General features: G+C 45.4%; 14 protein-coding genes. 12 read left to right on the top strand and 2 right to left on the bottom strand.

Annotation, left to right across the window (positions count from 1 at the left end; all coding sequences use genetic code 11):
• Window positions 1-11: 11 nt before the first annotated feature.
• The 12 genes from J7623_RS14060 (at window position 12) to J7623_RS14005 (ending at window position 23,074) form a co-directional block, all read left to right on the top strand.
• Complete coding sequence (locus tag J7623_RS14060; RefSeq protein WP_291920999.1) at window positions 12-3,131, top strand: TonB-dependent receptor; 3,120 nt, start codon at window positions 12-14, stop codon at window positions 3,129-3,131.
• Between the two features lie 17 nt (window positions 3,132-3,148).
• Window positions 3,149-4,741: a RagB/SusD family nutrient uptake outer membrane protein gene (locus J7623_RS14055; protein WP_291920997.1), complete on the top strand. Its 1,593-nt coding sequence runs from the start codon at window positions 3,149-3,151 to the stop codon at window positions 4,739-4,741.
• 602 nt (window positions 4,742-5,343) lie between these two features.
• Window positions 5,344-8,505: a TonB-dependent receptor gene (locus J7623_RS14050; RefSeq protein WP_291920995.1), complete on the top strand. Its 3,162-nt coding sequence runs from the start codon at window positions 5,344-5,346 to the stop codon at window positions 8,503-8,505.
• Window positions 8,506-8,532: 27 nt separating this feature from the next.
• A complete protein-coding gene (locus J7623_RS14045; RefSeq protein WP_291920992.1) occupies window positions 8,533-10,104 on the top strand; it encodes a RagB/SusD family nutrient uptake outer membrane protein in 1,572 nt (523 codons plus the stop codon).
• Between the two features lie 21 nt (window positions 10,105-10,125).
• Window positions 10,126-11,343: a glycan-binding surface protein gene (locus J7623_RS14040; protein ID WP_291920990.1), complete on the top strand. Its 1,218-nt coding sequence runs from the start codon at window positions 10,126-10,128 to the stop codon at window positions 11,341-11,343.
• A 24-nt stretch (window positions 11,344-11,367) separates the two neighbouring features.
• A complete protein-coding gene (locus tag J7623_RS14035) occupies window positions 11,368-12,828 on the top strand; it encodes a cellulase family glycosylhydrolase (protein WP_291920988.1) in 1,461 nt (486 codons plus the stop codon).
• Between the two features lie 24 nt (window positions 12,829-12,852).
• Window positions 12,853-14,784, top strand: coding sequence for a glycoside hydrolase family 97 protein (locus J7623_RS14030; protein WP_291920986.1), 1,932 nt, complete (start codon window positions 12,853-12,855; stop codon window positions 14,782-14,784).
• A 34-nt stretch (window positions 14,785-14,818) separates the two neighbouring features.
• Window positions 14,819-17,002 (top strand): glycoside hydrolase family 3 C-terminal domain-containing protein, encoded by a 2,184-nt coding sequence (locus J7623_RS14025; RefSeq protein ID WP_291920984.1) that lies wholly within the window; start codon window positions 14,819-14,821, stop codon window positions 17,000-17,002.
• Between the two features lie 24 nt (window positions 17,003-17,026).
• A complete protein-coding gene (locus tag J7623_RS14020) occupies window positions 17,027-19,114 on the top strand; it encodes a beta-galactosidase (protein ID WP_291920982.1) in 2,088 nt (695 codons plus the stop codon).
• 21 nt (window positions 19,115-19,135) lie between these two features.
• Entirely contained in the window at window positions 19,136-20,017 is an 882-nt protein-coding gene (locus J7623_RS14015) for an alpha/beta hydrolase-fold protein (RefSeq protein ID WP_291920979.1), read from the top strand.
• An 8-nt stretch (window positions 20,018-20,025) separates the two neighbouring features.
• Complete coding sequence (locus J7623_RS14010) at window positions 20,026-21,618, top strand: glycoside hydrolase (protein WP_291920977.1); 1,593 nt, start codon at window positions 20,026-20,028, stop codon at window positions 21,616-21,618.
• A gap of 244 nt (window positions 21,619-21,862) precedes the next feature.
• Window positions 21,863-23,074, top strand: a complete 1,212-nt coding sequence (locus tag J7623_RS14005) for an alginate lyase family protein (protein ID WP_291920975.1) — start codon at window positions 21,863-21,865, stop codon at window positions 23,072-23,074.
• A gap of 41 nt (window positions 23,075-23,115) precedes the next feature.
• Here J7623_RS14005 and J7623_RS14000 read toward each other — a convergent pair whose 3' ends face one another.
• Window positions 23,116-23,622, bottom strand: a complete 507-nt coding sequence (locus tag J7623_RS14000) for a hypothetical protein (RefSeq protein ID WP_291920973.1) — start codon at window positions 23,620-23,622, stop codon at window positions 23,116-23,118.
• Window positions 23,619-24,206 carry a class I SAM-dependent methyltransferase gene (locus J7623_RS13995; protein ID WP_291920971.1) on the bottom strand — a complete coding sequence of 196 codons (588 nt, stop codon included), beginning with the start codon at window positions 24,204-24,206 and terminating at the stop codon, window positions 23,619-23,621. Before J7623_RS13995 ends, J7623_RS14000 begins: the two co-directional genes overlap by 4 nt.
• Window positions 24,207-24,324 lie beyond the last annotated feature (118 nt).

Raw genomic sequence — 24,324 nt, 5'->3', positions numbered from 1 at the left:
AATTCACACGTATGAACTCAGCCAAAATTATTCGCTTGCGAATATTGCTGCTCTGGGGTATTTTGATCTTTACCCTTGGCAGAAATGCTTCCGCCCAAACAACGAAGGTGAGCGGAACAATCACCAGCCTGATTACCTCCCAGCCGGTTTCGGCGGCTTCGGTATCAGTAAAAGGTACCCAAACCTCTACTATTGCCGATGAAACGGGAAGGTTTACCATCACGGCATCCGTTGGCGATATACTTGTTATTTCTTCAGTAGGTTTTGTGCCTAAGGAAGTGAAAGTAACTTCTCATGAGTTGAAAATTCAATTGCAGGATGCAGAAAGTCAATTAGAAAATGTGGTGGTGATCGGGTATGGGGTACAGAAGAAAAAGCTGGTAACCGGTGCCAATGTGCAAGTGAAAGGCGCCGATATTCAGAAACAAAATACTACCAACGCATTGCAGGCATTACAAGGCCAGGCTCCGGGTGTACAAATTACAACTTACTCCGGACAACCAGGAGCTGGTATGAATGTGGTTATCCGTGGTAAAGGTACCGTAGGTAATTTTGCACCGCTGTATATTGTAGACGGTGTTCAAACCGGTGATATTTCTTACCTGAACCCGGCAGACATTGCATCCATAGATATCCTGAAAGATGCTGCTTCCGCTGCTATTTACGGCTCTCAGGCAGCAAATGGTGTTATACTGGTAACTACCAGGACAGGAAAAGTGAATCAGAAGCCACAGGTAACCCTGGATGCCTTCTATGGTGCGCAAAACGTAGCACGTAAAGCAAAATTGCTGAACGCAAAAGAATATGCTACCATCATCAATGAAGCTGCTGTCAACTCAGGTAAGTCGCCTTACTTCAGTAACGACGTAGTCAACAACCTTCCGGTAAATACCAACTGGATGGATCAGATGTTTAAAAGCAATGTACCTACTCAAAACTATGTACTGGGCGTACAGGGAGGAGGAGCTAATTCCACTTATTCGATGTCGCTTGGATATACCAGCCAGGGTGGTATTGTTGGCGGCTCCGATATCTCTTATTTCGACCGTTACAATTTCAGAATAAATTCCGAACATAATTTATATGAGAATATTGTTAAGATAGGAGAACATCTTACGTTCAATTATCAGAACAGCCATGGTATTTTGGTAGATGGGCAATACAACAATACTTTACGCAGCGCTTTTGGCGTGAGCCCTTTCCTGCCGATGTATGACGCTGCTGGTAATTATTTCAGCAGCGACAAAAAAGGCTGGTACCCGGGAAAACCTGACCAGTCGTGGAATAATGGAGAAGCCAATCCTTATGCCGTTATGGATTATACCACGAGGAACCGGAACAGTAGCCAGGGCTTATTTGGAGATGTGTACATACAGGTAGAACCCATCAAAGGGCTAAAGTTCCGGTCAAGCCTCGGCTTAAATTATGCTGCCAACCAAAGTCATGGCTATACGCCGGTGTATCACCTATCTATCTATTCCTTCAATGATACCGCTAAGGTGACACAATCTATGGGTAACGGACGGACTATCCAGTTTGATAATTTACTCAGTTATGATTTTAATGTGCACACAGATCATCATTTCAGTGTAATGGCCGGTAGCTCTTCGCTGAAACAGCAAACAGTGGCCATGAACGGCAGCAACTGGGATCTGCGTATTGCCGACATGCAACACGCTTACTTATCTATTGCACAGAATGTGAACAGGGGTGCACCTTATATGAGCGTTGGCGGCGGTCCAAGCGTAAATGCGCTGATGTCTTATTTCGGAAGACTTCAATATGATTTCCAGGAGAAGTATTTATTGAATATTACTTTCAGGGGAGACGGATCATCGAAGTTTGCACCGGATAAACGCTGGGGTTATTTCCCTTCTGTGTCTGCAGGATGGGTAGCTTCCAGGGAAAATTTCATGCAGGGTGTTCATTGGCTTGATTTCCTCAAGATCCGCGGTAGCTGGGGACAGGTAGGTAATCAGAATGTAGATGCTTACCAGTTTTTAGCCCCTATCAGTTTTACCAATGCAGGTTATATATTCGGACCTGTTGAAGGTGTAAATACACAGGGTGCTTATCCAAGCCGTATTGCCAATCCCAACGTAAAATGGGAAACTTCTGAACAGACCAACATCGGTTTTGACGCTACCGTGTTAGAGCGCCTGAATGTGACCTTTGACTATTATGTCAAAAAAACAAAAGACTGGTTAATCAGAGTGCCTATCCTCGCTACTGCCGGAGCTGATGCACCGCTTATTAATGGTGGTGATGTGAAAAATACCGGTGTTGAACTGGGACTTAGTTATAGCAACAGCATTGGTAAAGATTTTAGTTACTCCATTGGGGTAAACGGTGCGTATAACAAAAACAGGATAGGAAATATACCTACCAATGACCATGTGATCCATGGCAGCACCAATTCGCTGTATGCCAATGCTGGTGAGTTTTACCGTGCCGCAAACGGAGAACCGGTTGGTTACTTCTGGGGATACAAAACAGATGGCCTTTTCCAGACAGAAGCGGATGTACAGGCTTATAAAGGTAAAACAGGAGCACCTATTCAGCCCAATGCAAAGCCTGGTGATGTTCGTTATGTTGACTTAAACGGTGATGGTGTGATTGATGCAGCTGATAAAACAAAGATCGGAGATCCTAATCCTGATTTTACATTTGGTTTTAACATCACCCTTGGCTGGAAAGGTTTTGATTTCTCCGTACAGGCATCCGGTGTAACAGGTAATCAACTGGTGCAGTCATGGAGAAGCCCGGGTGGCTTTGCCAATTACTCCACTGAAATCCTCGATCGCTGGCATGGTGCAGGAACATCCAACAGGATTCCGAGAGTAACAGAAGATGGTGTTAACTGGGCTCAGTTCTCAGACCTGTATGTTTACGACGGCAAATTTCTTCGCATCAACAATATTACGTTAGGCTATGATTTTGCCCGCCTGGCGAAGAAAAGTTACCTGGGTAAATTGAGAGTATATACCTCCGTGCAAAATGCTTTCATCCTTACCAGGTATAAAGGCATGGACCCTGAAGTAGGATATAATGAAGGCTTTTCATCCGGTGTGGATGTAGGTTATTATCCACGGCCCAGAACTTTCCTGGTAGGCGCAAACATCCGTTTTTAATTTAAAATGAATTAGCGATGAAAAACTTAAAATCTTATATACTGGTTACAGCCCTGTTATCATTGGCAGCCTGTAAAAAGACCTTCCTGGATACAGAGGACGTAACCTCCGCTACTGAACAAAATTTTTATAAAACACCAAATGATGCCTGGAAAGCGCAGGTGGGTGTTTATGATGGATTACAGCGTATATGGTCTGGTGGGTTTGCGCTCCCGGTTGCTGCTACTATTATGTCTGACGAAGCATTTGGTGGTGGCGGTAATGCCGATGGATTTGGCATCCAGATGATGGATGAATTTGACAAGCTCCGTTCTCCTTCAGACCAGGATTTGTTTGGTGATTCGTGGGGCCTTTATTATAAAGCTATTTACCGGGCCAACATGTTGTTGTCGCACCTGGATGGTGTGAATTGGGGCGAAAATGCCACTTTGCGTAATACCTACGAAGCGGAAACAAGATTTATCCGTGCCTATTGCTACTTTGATATGGTGCGCTTGTGGGGGAATGTTCCATTAATCACTAAAGCCACCACTGACAATGTGCCACAGGCAAATCCGGATGATGTTTATAAGCTGATTACGGATGATCTGAAATTTGCCGCTGCTAATCTCGCGGCTACCAGTTATGGCAGCCAGGATCCTTCCACCCGTGGACGGGTAACCAAATGGGCTGCTGAGGCACTCCTGGGCCGCGTATTCCTGTACTACACCGGTTATTATAACAAACCAGACCTGGTAGGACAGGTATCAAAAGCGCAGGCACTGGCTTACCTGGAGGATGTTATTACAAATGGTGGATTTGGCCTGGTCGACAAATTTGCCAACTTATGGCCGGCCGCGTCACTGAATAATTATGTAGGCGAGGATAATAAAGAAACAGTATTTGCCATCAAGTATACCTATACCAGCGACTGGAATGGAAATGTGGATGGAAACACCTGGATGGTAATGTATGGTATCCGGATTCAAAGTATTTATCCTTATGGAATGGGCTGGGGAGCCGCAACAATAAGTCCAAAGCTCTGGAATGCTTTTGCGCCGAATGATAGCCGTAGAAGCGCTTCTATTATTTCTATAAACGATGAGAAACTCGATTTTCAGAATATAAAAGACCAGAGGGAGTATACCGGCTACACGATTAAAAAGTATAGCCCTATGGCAGATGAAGCGGGGAGAAGCCTGGCAGAAAAGATGGGAGGTACCAGCTTTATGATCAGCCAGTTCCAGGACTATGTGTCTATCCGTTATGCCGATGTGCTGTTAATGGCAGCTGAATTGGGCGCCGGGAATGCACAAAAGTATTTTGATGATGTTCGCAAGAGAGCATACGGGGCCGCTTTTGTTCAGCTTCCGGTGAACCAGGCAAATATTATGAATGAAAGAAAACTGGAATTTGCCGCCGAGGGAATCCGTTACTGGGATTTACTTCGCCAGGGAATAAACGTGGCTGCTGCGGCTATTGCAGAATCAACCACCGTTCAAAATGGCGGCGTTAATACCACTAAAACCATCCTGGCATCCAAGGTGGTGGAAACAAAAGGACTGGTACAAATACCTAACACACAAATTACGTTGTCTAACAACGTATTGAAACAAAATGCAGGATGGTAGTCCAGCTGCCTTTTCCCTTAATTTAAATCATCCATTCTAAATATAATCAGGAAAGCCGGGTGGGAAGAATTTGTTGCTGTTGGATGAATGCAAACACGTGGCTCCCGGCTTTCCGGATTTTCAATAACCGTGCATTATTTCTATAATGCGATGACAGGTAAACACGATCTGTCTATAATACTACAACGTTTACAGCTATCCCGAAATTGACTGGCCAATTGTAACATTTGAGGCCCATAGTTGAATCAATCAGGCCCCGGCATTAAGTCACTATCACTATACCTTTATAACATTTAATCCACGTATATGAAACGAGCATTAATTTCACTCCGTATGGCGGTTTACATTCCCTTCAGGGGCATGTTACCAGGCTATTCTACCTACAGGGTAGCACCCGGAGCCCTTTTTACCGTTATGAATGTCTTATTCTTTCACTCACCTCAAACTGTTAAACTGAATGTCGTCAGATCGCATTAAAACTTGCAACCAGTTCCTGGAAGCATCATACTTAACAGGTTGTATCCTGGCATAAGTGTACTAACGTTATGAAATGTCGTCTCCCGCTGTTGGAGATAATCATCCACTTAAGAAAAAACTAAAAAATGAAGTCAACCAAAATGATTCGCTTGCGAATACTACCGCTATTGGGTATCCTTTTGGGATTCCTTTGCAGCCCCCCACTTTTTGCACAAACAACGAAGATAGCCGGTAGAGTTATTAATAAAAATAATGCTTCACCAATCCCCGGGGCCACTGTTGCCGTAAAAAATACCAGCCGCTTCGCCGTTACAGATGAGGCGGGAAAGTTTACGATCGATGCTGCTACCGGAAATACATTGGTGGTTTCCATAATAGGCTACCTGAAAAGAGAAGTGGTGATTACAAAGACCACTTCCATTGATATTGCATTAGCCGAAAATATTTCACAACTGGGAGACGTGGTGGTAATTGGTTATGGTAAAGTAAGACGCCCGGATGTAACCGGCTCTATCTCCTCTGTGTCCGGCGATGAGATCCGGAAAACACAGCCTGTTACCTTTGATCAGGCCTTGCAGGGAAAAGTTCCGGGACTGGTAGCCCAGCAAATATCAGGTCAGCCTGGTGGTGCGGTGTCTGTTCAGATCCGCGGCCTGTCTTCTTTTGGAGGAAGTGCGCCCATGTACGTAATAGATGGAATTATTATTGGTGGTACCGCAGCATTAGGCCCCGGTGTGAACCCACTGGCAGGTATCAATCCATCTGAAATAGAATCTATTGACGTATTGAAAGACGCTTCCGCCACCGCCATTTATGGTTCCCAGGCTACCAACGGCGTAGTGGTAATCACCACGAAGCGCGGGCAGGTGGCTCCGCCAAGCATTACGTACGATATGTACGCAGGCTATCAGCAGATACCAAAAAAATTACCTGTAATGAACCTGCAGGAATATGCCACTTTTATAAATGACAGAAACACCGGTTTAGGCTGGGGATTTGATACCCGCCCGGAATTTGCAAATCCCAAGTACCTGGGTACCGGTACCGATTGGCAGAAAGAACTTTTCAGAAATGCACCCATGTCAAATCATACCCTCACCATTAATGGAGGAGATGTGAGAACACAATACCTCCTGTCCGGTTCCTATTTCAACCAGGAAGGTATTGCTCTCGGGTCTGATTTTCGCAGGATATCGCTAAGATTGAATCTCGATAATAAAACAACAGATTGGTTGAAGATAGGTACCAGCCTGCAGTTGGTGAATATTAAAGAGAATGTGAATTCAAGCAGTTCAAATGTGATCAGTAACGCATTATCTCAAACACCCGATATTGCGGTGAAAAATGATGATGGTAGCTGGGCCGGTGCTTATAACCCCAACGGATGGGTGAATAATAATATCGTGAACCCGTTTGCTATCGCGCTTATTAATAAAGATGTGGCAAAGAGAAACCAGCTTTTCGGTAATTTATATGCCGAAATAGCTTTTACCAGGGATCTGACCTTGCGGAACGAAGTAACCGGAAGCTTTTCGATGGCCACTGAAGACAAGTTTAATCCTACCTATACATTTGGACTCGTAAAAAACAGTCTTAACAGCGGGTCTTATAATTTTGCACAAAACTCATTTACTACCCTCAGGAACTTCCTGACCTATGCACATTTATTTAAAAACAGGTACAATGTAAATGTGTTGTTAGGACATGAAGCACAACTGAGTACCAATGAGAATTCTTCTGCCAGCAGGAGTAACTTTCCTTCCAATAATGTACAGGTCATCAGCAGCGGAGATCCCAGTACAGCTACCAATTCCGGCAGCAAAGGACAAAGTGCACAGGAATCATACTTTGGCCGCATCAACTTTGGCCTCAATGACAAATATCTCTTTACAGCCAATGTCAGGGGAGATGGTTCCTCAAAGTTTGCTGCAGAAAATCGCTGGGTAACTACCTGGTCAGGTGCTTTTGCCTGGAAAATAAATAATGAAGATTTTCTAAAGCAGGTGAAGGAACTGAACGAGTTAAAACTGCGTTTGGGTTACGGCTTAACGAATAACCAAAACATCCGTGACTATGCTTATACTTCTACGCTGGCTACCGTAGCTACCGGGCTTACAGGAATTGCGCAACTGACGCAGAATGTAGGCAATCCCAATGTGCAATGGGAGAAAACAAAATATACCAATATCGGACTGGATGGTACGCTCTTCGGCTGGCGGATAAATTTTGCGGTAGATTTTTATAATCGCAGAACGGATGGGCTGGTACTGCAAATTCCTTTGCCTATGTATTCCGGTACGTTAATCGGCTATGCACCAGGTGCATTGGACGCGCCATACGTGAATGTGGGTACGGTTAATAACAAGGGCTTTGACTTTAGAATTAGCTCTACCAATATTAAGAGAAAAGATTTCACCTGGAAAACGGATGTAACAGTTTCACGTAATATTAATGAAGTAGTGAAGCTCAATACCGATGGTGCTTCGTTAGACAGGCAATATAGTAAAACGGTGGTGGGCAGGTCTATCGGGGAGTTTTACGGTTATGTGATTGATGGTGGCGTATTTGCCACAAAAGAAGATTTCAAAACACATGCTTTGCCTACTAAAAATGGGGTGCCGTTGCCAGTGGGTGCAGCCGGTGGAAGCATCTGGTATGGTGATCTGAAATTCAAGGATTTTAATGGAGATGGTGTCATTAATGAACAGGACCAAACATTCCTCGGTTCTCCTATACCAAAGTTCCAGCTTGGTTTCAATAATACTTTTTCTTATAAAAACTTTGACCTGAATATATTTTTCTCTGCTAACGTTGGTAACAAAGTATATAATCAGCTTCGCGTAAATGGAGAATATCCTGGTACGAGCTATGGATATCTCAGGGGGCTGATGGACTATGCGAAACTTACTTTGATTGACCCGAATGGAAGCGCTACCGATATTAATAATATCAAAGTAACTAATCCTGAAACCAGGATTGTGGGTATCAGGAATGATAACACCAATGATAATAACCGGAACTCTGATAAATTCGTTGAAGATGGATCATTTTTGAGATGTAAGAATATTTCTTTAGGATATACACTCCCTGAAAGCTTGATTTCAAAGGCCAGCATTAAGTACCTGAGAGTGTACTTCAATGTTTCAAATGCTTTCATCATTACCAATTACAAGGGAATGGATCCGGAGATTGGCTCCTGGGACCCGCTGTCTGCCGGCGTGGATAATGGTTATTATCCGCAGGCCCGCGTATTTACCATTGGCGCCAATATTAAACTGACCAAATAAAATATTCATCTGTTAATATCAATCGTTATGAGATCAGTATTGAATAAAATAATTGCGTTCCTGTTAATAATAATAGCAATGACGGGATGCTCCAAAAGTTTTTTGGATCGTCCGCCATTGTCGCAGATAAGTGCAGATAATTTTTATCAAAGTACCAATGATTTAAGATTAGCCACCGCCGCATTATACGCCGGTAGCCCATGGGGCGACTGGAACTACACCTGTTATCTGCCTGTTGGAGATGTGCTGAGTGGAAACATGGCAGTAGGGTACTGGGGAGATGCGGTGCAATTAAATACATTCACCGTTACCGGTATGAACGGCATCATGATTTCCAACTGGAAGTCGATGTATAAAATTATCGCTCACTGCAATGTTACCATCAATGCTATCCAGCAAAGAGCGCCTGATTCCATTTCCGACAGGAACAAAAATGCCGCTATTGCAGAAGCCCGGTTTATACGTGGATATGCCTATTATAACCTGGCAGTACATTGGGGAGCTGTTCCTGTTATTGAAGACAACAGCAAGCTGATAGTTTCTCCCCTGATTAACCGTGTAAAAACGCAGGACGTTTACAAGTTCGTTATCAATGACCTGACTTTTGCAGCCGGGCATCTCCCTGTTGCTGATGTAGCGGGAAGGGTGACTACCTGGTCAGCACAGGGTCTGCTGGCAAAGGCTTATTTAACAGTTGCGGGATTGAATCAAACCGGTACCCGGAATCAGCAATTCCTGGATAGTGCAGCGAAATATGCGGGCAATGTATGTAAGAACAGCGGGCTGGATTTATTAACGAACTATGCGGATCTTTTTAAGACCCAGTTTAATGATAATCCGGAATCCCTGTTTGCATTGCAATGGGCGCCAACCGGGTCCTGGATGGAAGGCAATATGCTGCAGATCTACTCCACGAATGCGGATATCTCTGCCAATGGATCCGCCGGCTGGTTTGGTATAGGGCCAACCGTAGACATGTACAAGTTATACGCTACAAGGGATTCCCTAAGACGTAAAGCTACTTTTATGATCAATGGTGACTATTACCCGGAGCTGAATGCTGCTGGTGGTGGATTTAAATTTACCGGGTCAGCTGCGCTAAAAAAGCATGTTATCGGCACCAATAAAGATAATAATGCGCCTACCATGACGCAAACCACTTCAACGGAGCATAACTCCCTGTTAAGGCTGGCGGATGTGTATCTCCTGTATGCAGAAGCTATCCTGGGTAACAATGCTTCTACGAGCAACGCAGATGCCCTTTTTTATTTTAATAAAGTGCGGAAAAGAGCGGGAATGCTCCCGGCTCCTAAAATTGATGCGGATAGCGTACTGCTTGAAAGAAGAATTGAACTGGCGGCAGAGGGTCAATACTGGACCGATCTTGTAAGGTTATCTTATTATAACCCGAGTAAAGCCATCGGCCTGCTGGCAGGTGAGCAACGCGTAAACTTCACGCTGACAGACGGTGTTGTAACGCCTGGCAGTCCATGGGGAGTGATTACTCCACCCACTATTCAAAGCTTTACATTCCCAATTCCTTCTTCTGAGGTAACAGCCAATCCAAAACTACTGGAGCCTCCGGTATCATATTACTAAACAACCAAAAATTATTATACCGTGAATAAAGTAACATTCCATCAGCTATATAAAAGTCTACCGCTTTTCGCGCTTGCCGTGTTGTTTACCTGTATGCAGTCTGCCTGTAAGAAAGACACAACAGGAGCAGCGCCGGAGATAACAAGTGTTAGAAATTATGCCGCATCTCCGGCTGATACCCTGGTAGAAACTATCACTACGGGCCAGTGGGTGGTATTGATAGGACATCATTTAAAGGATGCCGTTCAGATATCTTTTAATGGGGTACCAGCCACTGTGAGCAGTGTCATGTATTCTGATACCAGTGCTACTGTGCTGGTACCTGCTGTGATACCGTTTCCATCGGTACCAGCTGAAACACTGAATACCATTCGCTATGTTACCCGGCAGGGAGCCACTACATATACATTCAGTATTGCTGCACCACCGCCTTCTATCACTACTATTTCCAACGAAAATGCCAATGAAGGCGACTCCGTGTACATCACCGGGCTTAATTTATTTTTCATAAAGGAATTCACCTTTGCAGGGACTGCGATTACAAATTATTCGCAATCCACTGATGGTACGTCTATCGGTTTTGTACTGCCAAAGCTTACCCAAAGCGGACCAGTGGTGATTGCTACCAAGTCTGGTAAGGCCACCACTCCCTATAACGTAAATGACGAGAAAACAGGGGTGCTCTGCAATTTTGACGATATCAATACACACGATTGGGGCGGGGATATTTCTAACAGCAGTGTTGCTTATCCAGGTAACAGGGGGAATTATGCAGTGTTGAAATATGGTGCATTGGGAGCTGGTGATGGTGTTTGGTGGGGTGGTGGAAGGAGTATCAATATGAAGAAAGTACAATGGATACCTGTAGATAGCCTGAATGTGCCTGTTGATAATTATGCAGTGAAATTTGAAATCAATGTTCCCGTGCCATGGTCCGCTACTTCCATTTATGTGATAAAAGGTTATTCCTTTGACTACCAGGCCCGCTATGAACCCTGGCAAGGTACTAATGGTGCTGTCACCCCTTTTACTACCAAAGGCTGGCATACTGTTACGATGCCTTTATCGCTGTTCAGAACCAATGATGGTAAAGGCACTGCTGCCGCCGACCTGACTACGTTGTTAGGTGCTACTGCCAACGGTGAAATAAATATCCAGACTAAAAACTACTCCGGCTCTCCTACCACCTCGGGATTACAGGCGGCTATTGATAATATCAGGGTAGTGAAGATTAAATAGTGTCAAAATTTTTAACCAGATTATATGAATGTGAAAAACACCAGGAAGTATACGATTGTCGGGTTGCTCTTTTTTGCCGTCACGGCTGCTTATTGTAGTAAAAAGAGCGCTGTTACACCGGAGTTGTCAGTTTCTTCCTCTGAAATTATTTTCGAGCCGGAGGGAGGTGCTGTTGACATATCCGTCACCAGTAACGTAGACTGGAGTATTACTAATCCCGCTGATGGTTGGCTGCAGGTAAGCCAGCCATCAGGTAAAAGCGGAAATGTGACAGTTCATGTAAGCACCACGTCAAATACTACAGGTGCAAGCCGGTCAGCTGTGTTGGTCGTAAATGCCGGCACCAGCCAGGTGCGGAGGGTGAACATAAAGCAGGGCAGCAGCCTGTACCCGGGCTACAATGTATCGCCTGCGCCGGCAGACGCCAGTGGCATGGGAAGCAACGCTGTTCAACTGGCCGCCAAATTCAAACTGGGCTGGAATATTGGGAATACCCTGGAAGCTACCGGCGGAGAAACCTCCTGGGGAAATCCTTTGATCACGGAAAGCTATATCCAGGCGGTAAAGGCGCAAGGATTTAATGCCATCCGCCTGCCTTGCGCCTGGGATCTGCATGCTGATAAAGCAACCGCTAAAATCCAGGAGGAGTGGCTTAACCGTGTAAAACAGGTGGTACAGTATTGCGTGAACAACGATATGTATGTTTTACTCAATATTCATTGGGACGGCGGTTGGCTGGAGAACAATATTACCAAAGTTAAACAGGACTCTGTCAATGCAAAACAGAAAGCATTCTGGGAACAAATTGCTACCAAAATGCGTGACTTTGATGAGCACCTGATGTTTGCCAGTGCCAACGAACCTGCAGTAGAAAGCCAGGAACAGATGGATGTTCTCGCCGGCTATCATCAAACCTTCGTCAGTGCAGTTCGCTCTACCGGCGGCCGTAATAGTTACCGCGTGCTGGTAGTGCAGGGACCATCCACCAATATTGAAAAAAGTAATGACTGGATGAATACACTTCCTACGGATAAAGTAAAAGACCGTATGATGGTAGAGGTGCATTATTACTCTCCTGCCCAGTTTTGTATCCTGATGGATGGCGACGCCTCCTGGGGTAAAATGTTTTACTACTGGGGCGCCGGCCACCATTCTACTATTGAGCCGGAACGAAATGCTACCTGGGGCGAAGAAAGCGACGTGGATAAATCTTTTGCACTGATAAAAACAAAATTTACGGATAAGCAAATCCCGGTATTATTGGGTGAATACGGTACTTATCGCCGTGATAACAGTAGGTATGTTCCTAAAGATCTGGCTACACATAATGATGCCGTGGACTATTGGCTGACCTATGTCACCAAACAGGCCATTGCCAACGGCGTGAAGCCTTTCTACTGGGACACCGGTGGAGCGTTGGACAGACGTAATAACACTGTGCGGGATCAACGCACGATGAATGCACTCAGAGCAGGTGGTAACTAACTATTCAGTATAAACATGGTAAATATGAAATTTTCGATTGGCATTGTTTTCCTTTTTTCGTTTTGCACACTGTCATCATTGGCTCAGAAAGCAACGGTGCAATCCCCGGATCACCGGATGAATGTGGCTTTATTTTCTGCATCCGATAATGGCACAGGAGGATGGTATCTCAAAGCATCTTACAACAACCAGGGAAAGATGGTGGAAGTGATTCCGCGTATTGATATCGGACTGCTGCGCAGCGACCAGGAATTTTCCAAAGAACTGAAATTGCTGAACACAGGTAAGCCCCGGCTGATCCATGAGCAATATATTGTACTGCATGGTAAGAGATCCGCTTGTAGCAACGAAGGAAATGAAGTCATCGTTTCTTTTGAAAATCCTTCTAAAGCAAAAATGAACGTTGTGATCAGGGCTTACAACGATGGCGTTGCTTTCCGTTATGAGTTTCCGGAGAAGCAAGGAACATTTGTGGTAAAGGATGAACTGACTGCTTACGGCATCCCTGCAACAACAAGCCGGTGGATGGAAAGATGGAATACACCCAATGAAGAATTTTATACTTCCATGAGCGATAGCAGCATTCAACAACAGCAATGGTGCTACCCCGCGCTTTTTAAGTTAAAAGATAATGCCTGCTGGTTCCTGTTACATGAAGCCGATGTAACAGGAACCTATTGTGGTACCAAGCTGAGTAACACAAATGATAAATCCACTTACAAGCTGACCTTTCCTGGCCAACGGGACGGAAAAGGACAGGGAGCGTCGCAGCCAACTATCTCGCTGCCCTGGCAATCTCCGTGGCGCGTAATCATAGCGGGTACACTGGCAGATGTGGTGGCATCTACCCTGACAGATGATGTGGCTACCCCGGCGGTGGTAAAGCATACCGATTGGATTAAACCGGGTATCGCTTCCTGGAATTACTGGTCTCACAATCATGGCACCATGGATTATAAAGTTGTTTGTGAGTTTGCAGACCTGGCAGCCGAAATGAACTGGCCATATACGTTGCTCGACTGGGAATGGGATGCCATGGGTAATGGCGGCAACCTGGAAGATGCCCTTCGATACATTCATGCCAAAGGCGTGAAGCCATTGATGTGGTATAACTCCGGTGGGCCTCATACAGATGTTAGCGCCACGCCCCGCGACAGGCTCCTGACGCATGAGAAGAGGGTAGAAGAATTTACGAAATTGAAAAAGCTGGGCATTGCAGGTATAAAAGTGGATTTCTTTGAGAGCGAGAAGCAGGATATGATCAAATATTATCTCGATATTCTGAAAGATGCCGCCGAATTTGAAATAATGGTTTACTTCCATGGTTGCCTGGTACCCAGGGGCTGGACAAGAACCTATCCGAACCTGATGACGCACGAAGCGGTACGCGGCGCGGAGTGGTACAACTATGATCCCAATTCCACACTGGCCATGCCGGTACACAATACCATCCTGCCTTTCACCCGCAATGTGGTGGGCCCTATGGATTATACGCCGGTTACGTTTACGAATTCCCAATTTCCACATACAACGTCCTACGGGCATGAACTGGCGCTGAGTATTGTTTTTGAATCCGGTGTTCAGCATATGGCCGACCGCCCGGAAGGCTACCTTCAACTGCCGGATGCCGTCAAAGCATTTCTTCGTGAAGTGCCGGCCGCATGGGATGATACCCGCTTACTGGCTGGCTATCCTGGTAAAGAAGTAATACTGGCACGCCGTAAAAATAATGCCTGGTTTATTGGGGGGATTAATGCCGAACTACTGGAAAAGAAAGAAAAAATCAGCTTCTCTTTTCTGCCGGAAGGCGTAAAGTATAAGCTGACATTGATCAGTGATGGACAACACGATAAGGCATTTACAACAACGTATTTAGTGGTTGACAGATCCGGTACTGTGGACGTTAAGATGCTTCGTCGCGGTGGATTTGTGGCAGTAGCAACACCAATGCCATAACTAAAGTATGTATTGAAATAGAAAATTGATGGAAATGAAAAGAATAGTAAGGCAATTGGTACTCGGGCTTGCCGGTTTGTTAGCAGGAGGTATCGCCAGCGCCCAGTTGACAACAAATGACAGTAAACAGGAAGACAAGATCCGTTCATTAATCCGCCGGATGACGCTTGCGGAAAAAGTGAGCCTCTTGCATGGGAACTCTAAATTTTATGTGTCAGGAATTAAAAGATTGGGTATTCCTGAATGGGCATTGAGCGATGGCCCCCATGGGGTGCGCGCGGAAATAAACCGGCACGACTGGGCCTATGCCGGGTGGACCAATGATTCAGCTACCTGCTTCCCGCCGGGAACTGCATTAGCTGCCACCTGGAACCCTAAGCTGGCCTATGCACGCGGAATTGTACTCGGTGAAGAAGCCCGCTTCAGGAAGAAAGATATTTTACTTGGACCAGGTATCAACATTATCCGCTCTCCACTTTGCGGAAGAAATTTTGAATACATGAGTGAAGATCCGTTGCTGATTTCTAAAATGGCAGTGGCTTATATTAAAGGATTGCAGTCGAAAGATGTGGCAGTAAGTGTAAAACACTGGCTGGCTAATAACCAGGAAACGAATAGAGATGCTGTTGATGTACATATGAGTGAACGCGCGCTGCGCGAAATTTATTTGCCAGGATTTAAAGCATCGGTCGTAGAAGGCGGAGCCTACACGGTAATGGCTGCCTACAATAAATTCAGGGGCGACTGGTGTTCCGAAAATGAATACCTGGACAGGGAAATTCTTCGCAAAGAGTTTGGTTTTAAGGGTGTGCTGATGACCGACTGGGCAGCGGCACACAGTACTGTAAAAGCAGCATTAGCCGGCCTTGACCTGGAAATGGGAACCGATAAAAAAGACTACAATGAATGGTACTTTGCCGATCCGCTGATCAACGCGGTAAAGGACGGGAAAGTTCCCGTTGCCATCGTTGATGAAAAGGTGGCCAATGTATTGCGGGTAATGATAACAACAAAAATGTTGGATGATGAAAAGCGGGAGAAAGGAAAAATGAATACGCCCGACCATCAGCAGGCTGCTTATAACGATGCTGCAGAAGCAGCCGTACTACTGCAAAATAATGCAAATCTCCTTCCGCTTGATTTCAAAAAAATAAAGTCAGTAGCTATTATCGGCGATAATGCTACCCGCAGGCATTGCAACGGGGGACTTAGCTCCGAAATAAAATCCCTGTACGAAATTACACCACTAGAGGCTATTCAGAAAAAATTCGGAGCAGCCGTGAAAATTAATTTTGCGCAAGGTTATGAAAAGCAGTCCTCATTCAAAGAAGGGAATAATGCCGGTCAAACGAGTGCAGATAAGGTGGATTGGAAATTGATCGACGAAGCTGTTAAGGTAGCGAAAGCATCTGAGGTAGTCATTGTTTTTGGTGGACTGAATCATGATTTTGATACTGAATCTTTCGACAAACAAAATATGGATCTGCCTTATGGCCAGGATGTATTGATCCGGGAAGTAGCGAAAGCCAATCCTAATACGGTGGTTGTAATCATCGCCGGGTCACCGGTGAAATTATCAGGTATTGTTCAACGCGTACCTGCAATACTGTGGTCGTGGTTTGGTGGAATGGAAGCCGGTAATGCAGTGGCTGACCTGCTGAGTGGTAAAGTAAATCCCTCCGGTAAGTTACCATTTACCTTACCAGTATCACTGGACCAATCGCCGGCGCACGCATTAGGCAATTTCCCGGGAAGAGACCTGAGTGTAAATTATGAAGAAGATATCCTGGTGGGATACCGGTGGTTTGATACCAAGAAAATTGTGCCCCAGTTTCCATTCGGATATGGCCTTTCATATACCGGTTTCCGGATAGATAACTTTTCCGCTGATAAAGCCAGTTACGGAAAAGAGGAGACTATCCACGCAAAATGCACGATAACTAATACCGGCGCCCGCGAAGGAGCCGAAGTGGTACAACTGTATGTCAGCGATCCGCAATGTACTGTGGTGCGCCCTGAAAAAGAATTGAAAGCGTTTGATAAAATTTTTCTCCAACCCGGGGAAACGAAAACAGTGGAGCTGACAGTTAACGTGGCTGATCTGGCATTTTATGATGAAGGAAAAAAATCCTGGAATGTAGAACCAGGGGACTTTGTATTACATATCGGAAATTCTTCACGTAGTATTTCATCATCTGTGAAAATTTCGGTGAAGTAAGGATGAATAAAAAAGGCAGTTCAGATGAATAGAAGCATAATCGTTATTCTTATTGCAGTTTTAATATCAGGAGGGCAGGCAAAAGCACAGCAGGCCAATCAGTTTTTCCCGGCAAAAAACCTGATCACTACGGGCATCTACTATTATCCCGAACATTGGAATGAAAATCAGTGGGAGCGGGATATAAAGAAGATTGCAGAAATGGGATACGAGTTTGTACACCTGGCAGAATTTGCCTGGTTTAGGCTGGAGCCTGAAGAAGGGAAATTTGATTTTGCATGGCTGGATAAAGTAGTGGCACTTTGTGAGAAACATCACGTGAAGGTGCTGATGTGCACACCATCCGCCACTATGCCGGCGTGGATGAGAGATAAATACCCAGAAACGCATATAATGTATGGCAATTATATACGAGGCGAACATGGCACCCGCGGCCTGGGGTCGAATGCAAATACAAAATATAAATTTTTTGTAGAAAGAGCGGTGGCGGCGCTGGCGCAACATTACGGGCAAAACAAAAACGTGGTAGGGTGGCAGTTAGACAATGAGCCGGATGCTAAAACCGACTATAGCCCTTCTGCGCAAACTGCATTCCGGCAATGGCTGCAACGCAGGTATAAAACTATTGATGCATTGAACACTGCCTGGGGAACTGCTTTCTGGAGTCAGCGATACAATAGTTTTAACCAGGTGATGATACCTAATGTTACCCTGGTGAACTGGTGGGGAAATAACCCACATGCTTTACTGGATCTGAAAAGATATTCCGCTGATGAACAGGCGGATTTCCTTGATTTGCAGTCCGCCGTTTTGAGAAAATATATCTCCCCGGATCAATACATTACTACTAATTATACCGCGGTTTCTCCTACCGCCAATCCTCGCCTGACCCGGAAAATGGACTTTGCCACGTATACTGCTTATCCTAACGGAGGTGCCGGCAATATGGGGAATGTTGGGTTCCGGCTGGGGGATAGCAAAACCGTGTTGTTTGCAGCGGAGTATTATAAATCAGTGGGAGGCTTTACCGGCGTGATGGAAATGCAGCCTGGCCCCACTAATTGGGCCACACAGGCATCATTGCTTTTACCTGGCACGGTCAGAATGTGGCTGTACCACAGTTTTGCAGCTGGTGGGAAAATTGCGTGCTCCTATCGTTTCCGCCAGATTTTGTATGGAGCAGAACAGTATCATGCCGGGGTGATTAAGACCGACGGGGTAACGCCTTCACAGGGAGGTGTAGAGTATATTCAGTTTAACAAAGAAATCAGGCAATTACGGCAATACTACCAGCCGGATGCACAACTGCCACAAAAGCTGGCAGCACGAAAAACGGCTATTGTGTGGAACCTGGAGAACTATTGGACCATTGACCGTGAGAAACAAAATGTACGCTGGGATGCCTGGAACTATCCTGTAAAGTTCCTGGAAATGGCAAAATCACTTGGAGCTGATGCAGATGTTGTTGATGAAAAAGCTGATTTGTCGCCTTACAAAGTGGTGATTGTTCCCGCTTATGAAATGGCGGATCCGGAGCTGATAAAAAAATGGACCCGGTACGTGGAGCAGGGGGGCCATTTAATCATCACCTGCCGTACTGCCGCGATGGATCGTAACGGGCATTTTTGGGAAGGAGAAACAGCTGCGCCGTTGTCTGATTTAATTGGCGCGCATATTACCAACACCGATATGATTCCGCCATATAGTAAAGGAGATATTCTCGCCGGCCAAAATCATTACTCCTGGAATATCTGGGCGGATTTGTTGAAGCCGGATGATAATACTACGGTACTGGCCAACTACAACGATCAATTTTATAAAGGTACTGCGGCGGTGGTGAAAAGGAATATCGGTAAGGGCGCAGTAACCTATATCGGCGTGGTGACCGATGATATGAAAATGGAGAAAGAAATATTGAAAAATAATTACCTGGAATCGGGTGCTGATGTGGAGAATTATCCACCCGGTATATATGTTTACTGGCGGGATGGATTTTATGTGGCGGTGAATTATTCTTCAGATAATTATGAAATGAACATACCGGGTACAGGTAAAATATTGGTAGGGGATAAGGTGCTGAAGCCCGCGGGTGTATTGGTTTGGACTGAATAAACAATAATATAAAAAAATAACATGAGCAACAGATCCATATTTCTTTCGATTGTATTGATGCTGGCCGGTCATACCTGCCTGGCACAGGCAGATAGTATACCCACATTTCCTGATCCTCCCGCCGGGTATAATGCGCAGCGTAATAATACGCCTCACGGGAAATTAACGGCGGTGCGGTATGAATCAAAAACACTGGGCACGCTCCGGGAAATGAGCGTATATACACCTCCTGGATATTCTTCCGGCAAAAAATACCCGGTGCTGTACCTGTTACATGGTTTGGGCCAGGGTTATGGTCAATGGACAGAATGGTGCCAGGCAGATAATGTGATTGACAACCTGGTTGCAGATGGTAAGATTTCACCAGTGATTATGGTTTTTCCCAACTGCGATACAAAGTTGACTGTAACTGATACTGCGGAAGCTCATCGCTCAGGAAGAGCAGATGGTTTTGCAGGGTACGGAAAACCTTTTGAAGACGATTTATTGAAAGACATCATTCCTTATATCGATGCCCATTATGCTACTATCCCTGATGCGGATCATCGTGCGTTAGCGGGTTTGTCGATGGGCGGGGGACAGTCGTTAAATATCGGTTTGCATCACCTCGAAACTTTCGCTTATATCGGTGGCTTTTCTTCGGCGCCAAATACATACCAGTTTGGTGGTATGTACACAGATGTTCCGTTTATCCCGGACATGAAAGCTGCCAGGGATAAAATGAAACTGCTATGGATAGGATGTGGCAATAAAGACGGCCTTTTCAGCATTAGCGAAAAGGCACATCAGTATCTCGCTGAAACAGGTATTCCTCACACCTGGAACGTGGATACCAACGGACATGACAACCACGAGTGGGATCGTAACCTATACCTGTTTTCTCAACAAATTTTTAAACGGTAGTAAGTAAGATGAAAAAGAATACACTTCTTTTGATGCTCCTGTTTTCTCTCATGGCGGAAACAGGGGTAGCCCAAAAGATGAAAGAGAAAAAGCCGGCTATCCCGGAACGGGTGATCCATGTTGACTTCAATAAAGCAGCCGGAAAACTCAACACCATGTTTAACGAGTGTGTGGGTGCCGGCCGTGCCAATGAAGGGCTCCGGGCAGACTGGCAGCAACAGTTGGCATATGTGAGAAAAGAATGTGGCTTCAGGTATATCCGTATGCACGGGCTTTTAACTGATGATATGGCGGTATATACGGAGGATGGCAAAGGAAACCCGGTGTATAACTATATGTACATTGATGTTTTATTCGACTTTTTGCACAGCATTGGCATGAAACCTTTCGTGGAACTGGGATTCATGCCTTCCGCGCTGGCCAGCGGACCTAAAACGATTTTTTGGTGGCGGGGGAATGTGACTCCACCAAAGGATTATGAAAAATGGGGCGCATTGGTGAAGGATCTCACCCGGCATTTTACGGAGCGGTATGGCGCGGATGAAGTAAAAACCTGGTATTTCGAAGTGTGGAACGAACCTAACCTGAATGGCTTTTGGGCAGGTAGCCAGGACGACTATTTTAAATTATACACCTATAGCGCTAACGCCATTAAAAGCGTGAATGCCGCTTATCGTGTAGGTGGGCCGGGTACAGCAGGAGCTGCGTGGGAACCGGAAATGATTGCCTATTGTGATAAGCATCATGTACCCATAGATTTTGTAAGCACGCATGCCTACGGAGTGAAGCAGGGGTATCTCGATGAATTTGGACAATCAGGTACCGTCCTCGATAAAAATCCAATGAGCGTCAGCGGCGATGTACTTCAGTCGCGTAAAGAGATTGCCGGTTCAGCTATGCCTCACCTGGAACTTCATTATACAGAATGGAGCGCCTCTTATACGCCTGCTGACCCTATCCATGACAGTTATCACGAGGCGGCCTATGTGCTGCAAAAACTGAAACAGGTAGGGAATGCTGCCAACTCTATGTCGTATTGGGTTTTTACTGATATTTTTGAAGAAGCTGGTCCCCGTTTCACGCCCTTTCATGGCGGCTTTGGTATGCTCACTACGCAAGGGATTAACAAGCCGGTATTTTACGCGTACCAGTTTTTGAACAAGCTGGGAAATAATGAATTGCAGAATACGGATGCTTCTTCCTGGATATGCCGCGACGATGCAGGAAATATACAGGCATTGGCCTGGGATTTTACCAACACCCATCCTGGCGATTCCGTACACAACCAGCAGTATTATATACGCGATCTTCCGTCAAAATCGAAAGGGAAATGGAAGCTTAATATTGAAAATGTTCCTGCCGGTACCTATGCACTTGAAATTTATAAAGTAGGGTATCGCGAGAATGATGCTTATTCTACCTATTTATCCATTGGCAAACCATCTTCACTCAACAGGCAGCAGGTGGAACAAATAAAACAACAAAACAACGGTTCGCCTGTTGCCCGGGAAATTGTGACAGTAAAGGGCGATGGCTTGTTTATGAAGGAGCTGGAAATGAGGGAAAACGATGTTTTCTTTTTAAATATTATCAAACTATAAAGCGATCCGTGGTTGCCTGAAGATATGCCAGCATAGTGGTATATGTTAATATAGGGGCAAATTTAAAATAAGGGTTACAGGCAATGGCTGCCTGTAACCCTTATTTGTTAACGACAATGTAATATTGACCGCCTCCATCAATAAAAATATTTGCATCCCGAAAATATAAGCAGGCAACTCGCGTTACTGCTTTACCGTATAGTGTTATTTATTGTCTGTTTAACAATTAAAATTTGAAAAACCTATGAAACCAATGAGGCTATGTGTACTTGGAGGAACATTTTTATTTTCTCTTTTAACCGCATGTAGAAAAGAAATGAGTGATGCACAAAAGCAGGTATTGAATAACCACGATACCATTTTTGTACACCCGGGACTATTGCATAAGCAGTCGGATTTTGACCGCATGAAAACGAAGGTGGAGGCAGGAGCAGAGCCCTGGCTGTCGGGCTGGAACAAGCTCACAACGAACGCACATAGTGGGCTCAGTTGGCAGCCCAACCCGGCGGATACCGTTTATCGGGGAAGTGACGGAACGCACCCTGAAAACTATTGGATACTGTTTAATGATATTGCAGCCGCTTATGCTACGGCCTTAAGATGGAAGGTTACCGGCGATAATGCTTACGCGGAAAAGTCGATACAGATCATGAACGCCTGGTCGGCCAGGCTTAAGAAAATTGGCGGTAATAATGATGCGAACCTGGCGGCCGGGTTGTATGGCTACCAGTTTGCCAATGCAGCAGAGATCATGAGAACATATAAGGGATGGGCACAGGCCGACTTCTCCCGGTTTCAGCGGATGATGCTGAACGTTTTTTACCCTATGAATCATGCCTTCCTGACAAGAAGGGAGCGGTGCATGAGCCATTTCTATGCAAACTGGGACCTGTGTGTCATGAACTCCATCCTGGCAACGGGCGTATTGTGCGACGACAGGGACCTCTATAACGAGGCAATTAATTACTTTAAGCACGGTGCCGGCAATGGAGCTATTGGAAATGCCGTTTATTTTATTCACCCGGATGGGCTGGGGCAATGGCAGGAAAGTGGCCGGGACCAGGGACATGCCACGCTGGGCATTGGATTGATGGGCGCATTTTGCGAAATGGCCTGGAACCAGGGCGATGATATGTATGGCTATGATAACAACCGTTTCTTAAAAGGAGCAGAATATGTAGCAGCATATAACCTGGGGGATTCCGTTCCTTTTAAGCCATATTCCAATTGTGTTGGTGTAGTACAGGATATCATCAGTAGTGGCGGCCGCGGAAATGGCCGTCCTATTTGGGAACTGGTGTACAACCATTATGTAAACCGTAAAGGGTTGCCGGCACCGAATTGTGCACGCTTCGCCCAAAAAGTACGACCCGAGGGTGGCGGCGGAAATTACGGTCCTAACAGTGGAGGCTATGATCAGCTTGGGTACGGCACACTGACCTGTACGTTGAAGTAAAGATCATCACCGATTTTCAGGGGAGTTGAAGGGTAGTGGCATCACCGGTAATTAACGTGTGCCAGGAAAACGATCCCGTAACTGACTATGCAGTAAAAAGTTTTCATATTCACCGATTTAAACAAGGGCTCCGGAGCGGGGCCCTTGTTGGTATCCAGCAGGGCTAGCAGCCAGAAAAAAGTGGCAGAGAGAATGTCCATTATATCAAACCGGCCATTTGCCAGGTGTAGCCACTGGCATATTTCCATGCTAACCGCCACCAGTATTGGTGCTATTACCAGGCGCCATTTACGCCCTCCTATATCCAGGTAGAAGAAGCTGGAAGTGATGGTAATGCAGTATATCCAGAGGCCCTCTGGCAGCGAGTAAATGAAGTAATTATTCAGTGGCAGAAAAGTGGCCACCTTTGCTTTGGCCAGCAGGTAGCCCTCCCTGGTAAATAAGCGGATGATTAGCTGGTTGATCACTGTTTTCTCTGTCCGGTAAAAGCTATAGATAAACAGGCTAATCAATAACACCCCAGCCAATAAGTAACGATGCTTTTTCAAGGTTTGTGGAAGATAAATAGTTTGTAATAAGCGCCTGTTCCGAGCGCTGTTGTGCTGCATAGGGTAAACTGCCGGAACCCTTGTATCTGTTCCACATGAAAAAATGATCTTACATGCAATAGCCGGCATAAGGGTTGAGATAGCCAGTCGATCCACTTTAATGGGTTGTCAGGTGTAAAATGATTCAGGACAAACAGTTTTCCCGCCGGCTTCAATACCCGGTATACTTCATCCAATAGTTGATCCGGATTAGCAGTTACCGCCAGCACATGCGCCACAACAACATAATCAAAACAAGCATCCGGAAAGGATAATTGCTCCCCGTTCATGAGTAGCAGCGTAGCGTTGCTATCCGCAAGTTTCGCGATGTCAAGCATCGCAGTGGAAATGTCGATGCCTGTTACCTGGTGCGCTTTATAAAGGGATAAATGTGACCCGGTCCCTACGCCAATTTCCAGCAGTTTCCCCGCCGGTATTTTATTCACTTCTTCAAAAAGTACCTGTTTTTGCCGTTTTAAAAAGTAGTTGACAACAGGGTATAGGAAGTACAGGCGATTATAAAAATCAGCGATTGTCTGGCTCATTTTGAATTGTTGAAAAGTACTTTGTATTACAAAGTAAAGCTAGGAAATTAATCGCATCTTCAAAAAAATATTTGAACAGTACACAGCACAGAACATTTCTGATCCAGGCAAAGCAGCA

The organism is Chitinophaga sp. (genome assembly GCF_017745275.1).
GTDB lineage: Bacteria > Bacteroidota > Bacteroidia > Chitinophagales > Chitinophagaceae > Chitinophaga.
This window is presented reverse-complemented; position numbering and strand designations above follow the sequence as displayed.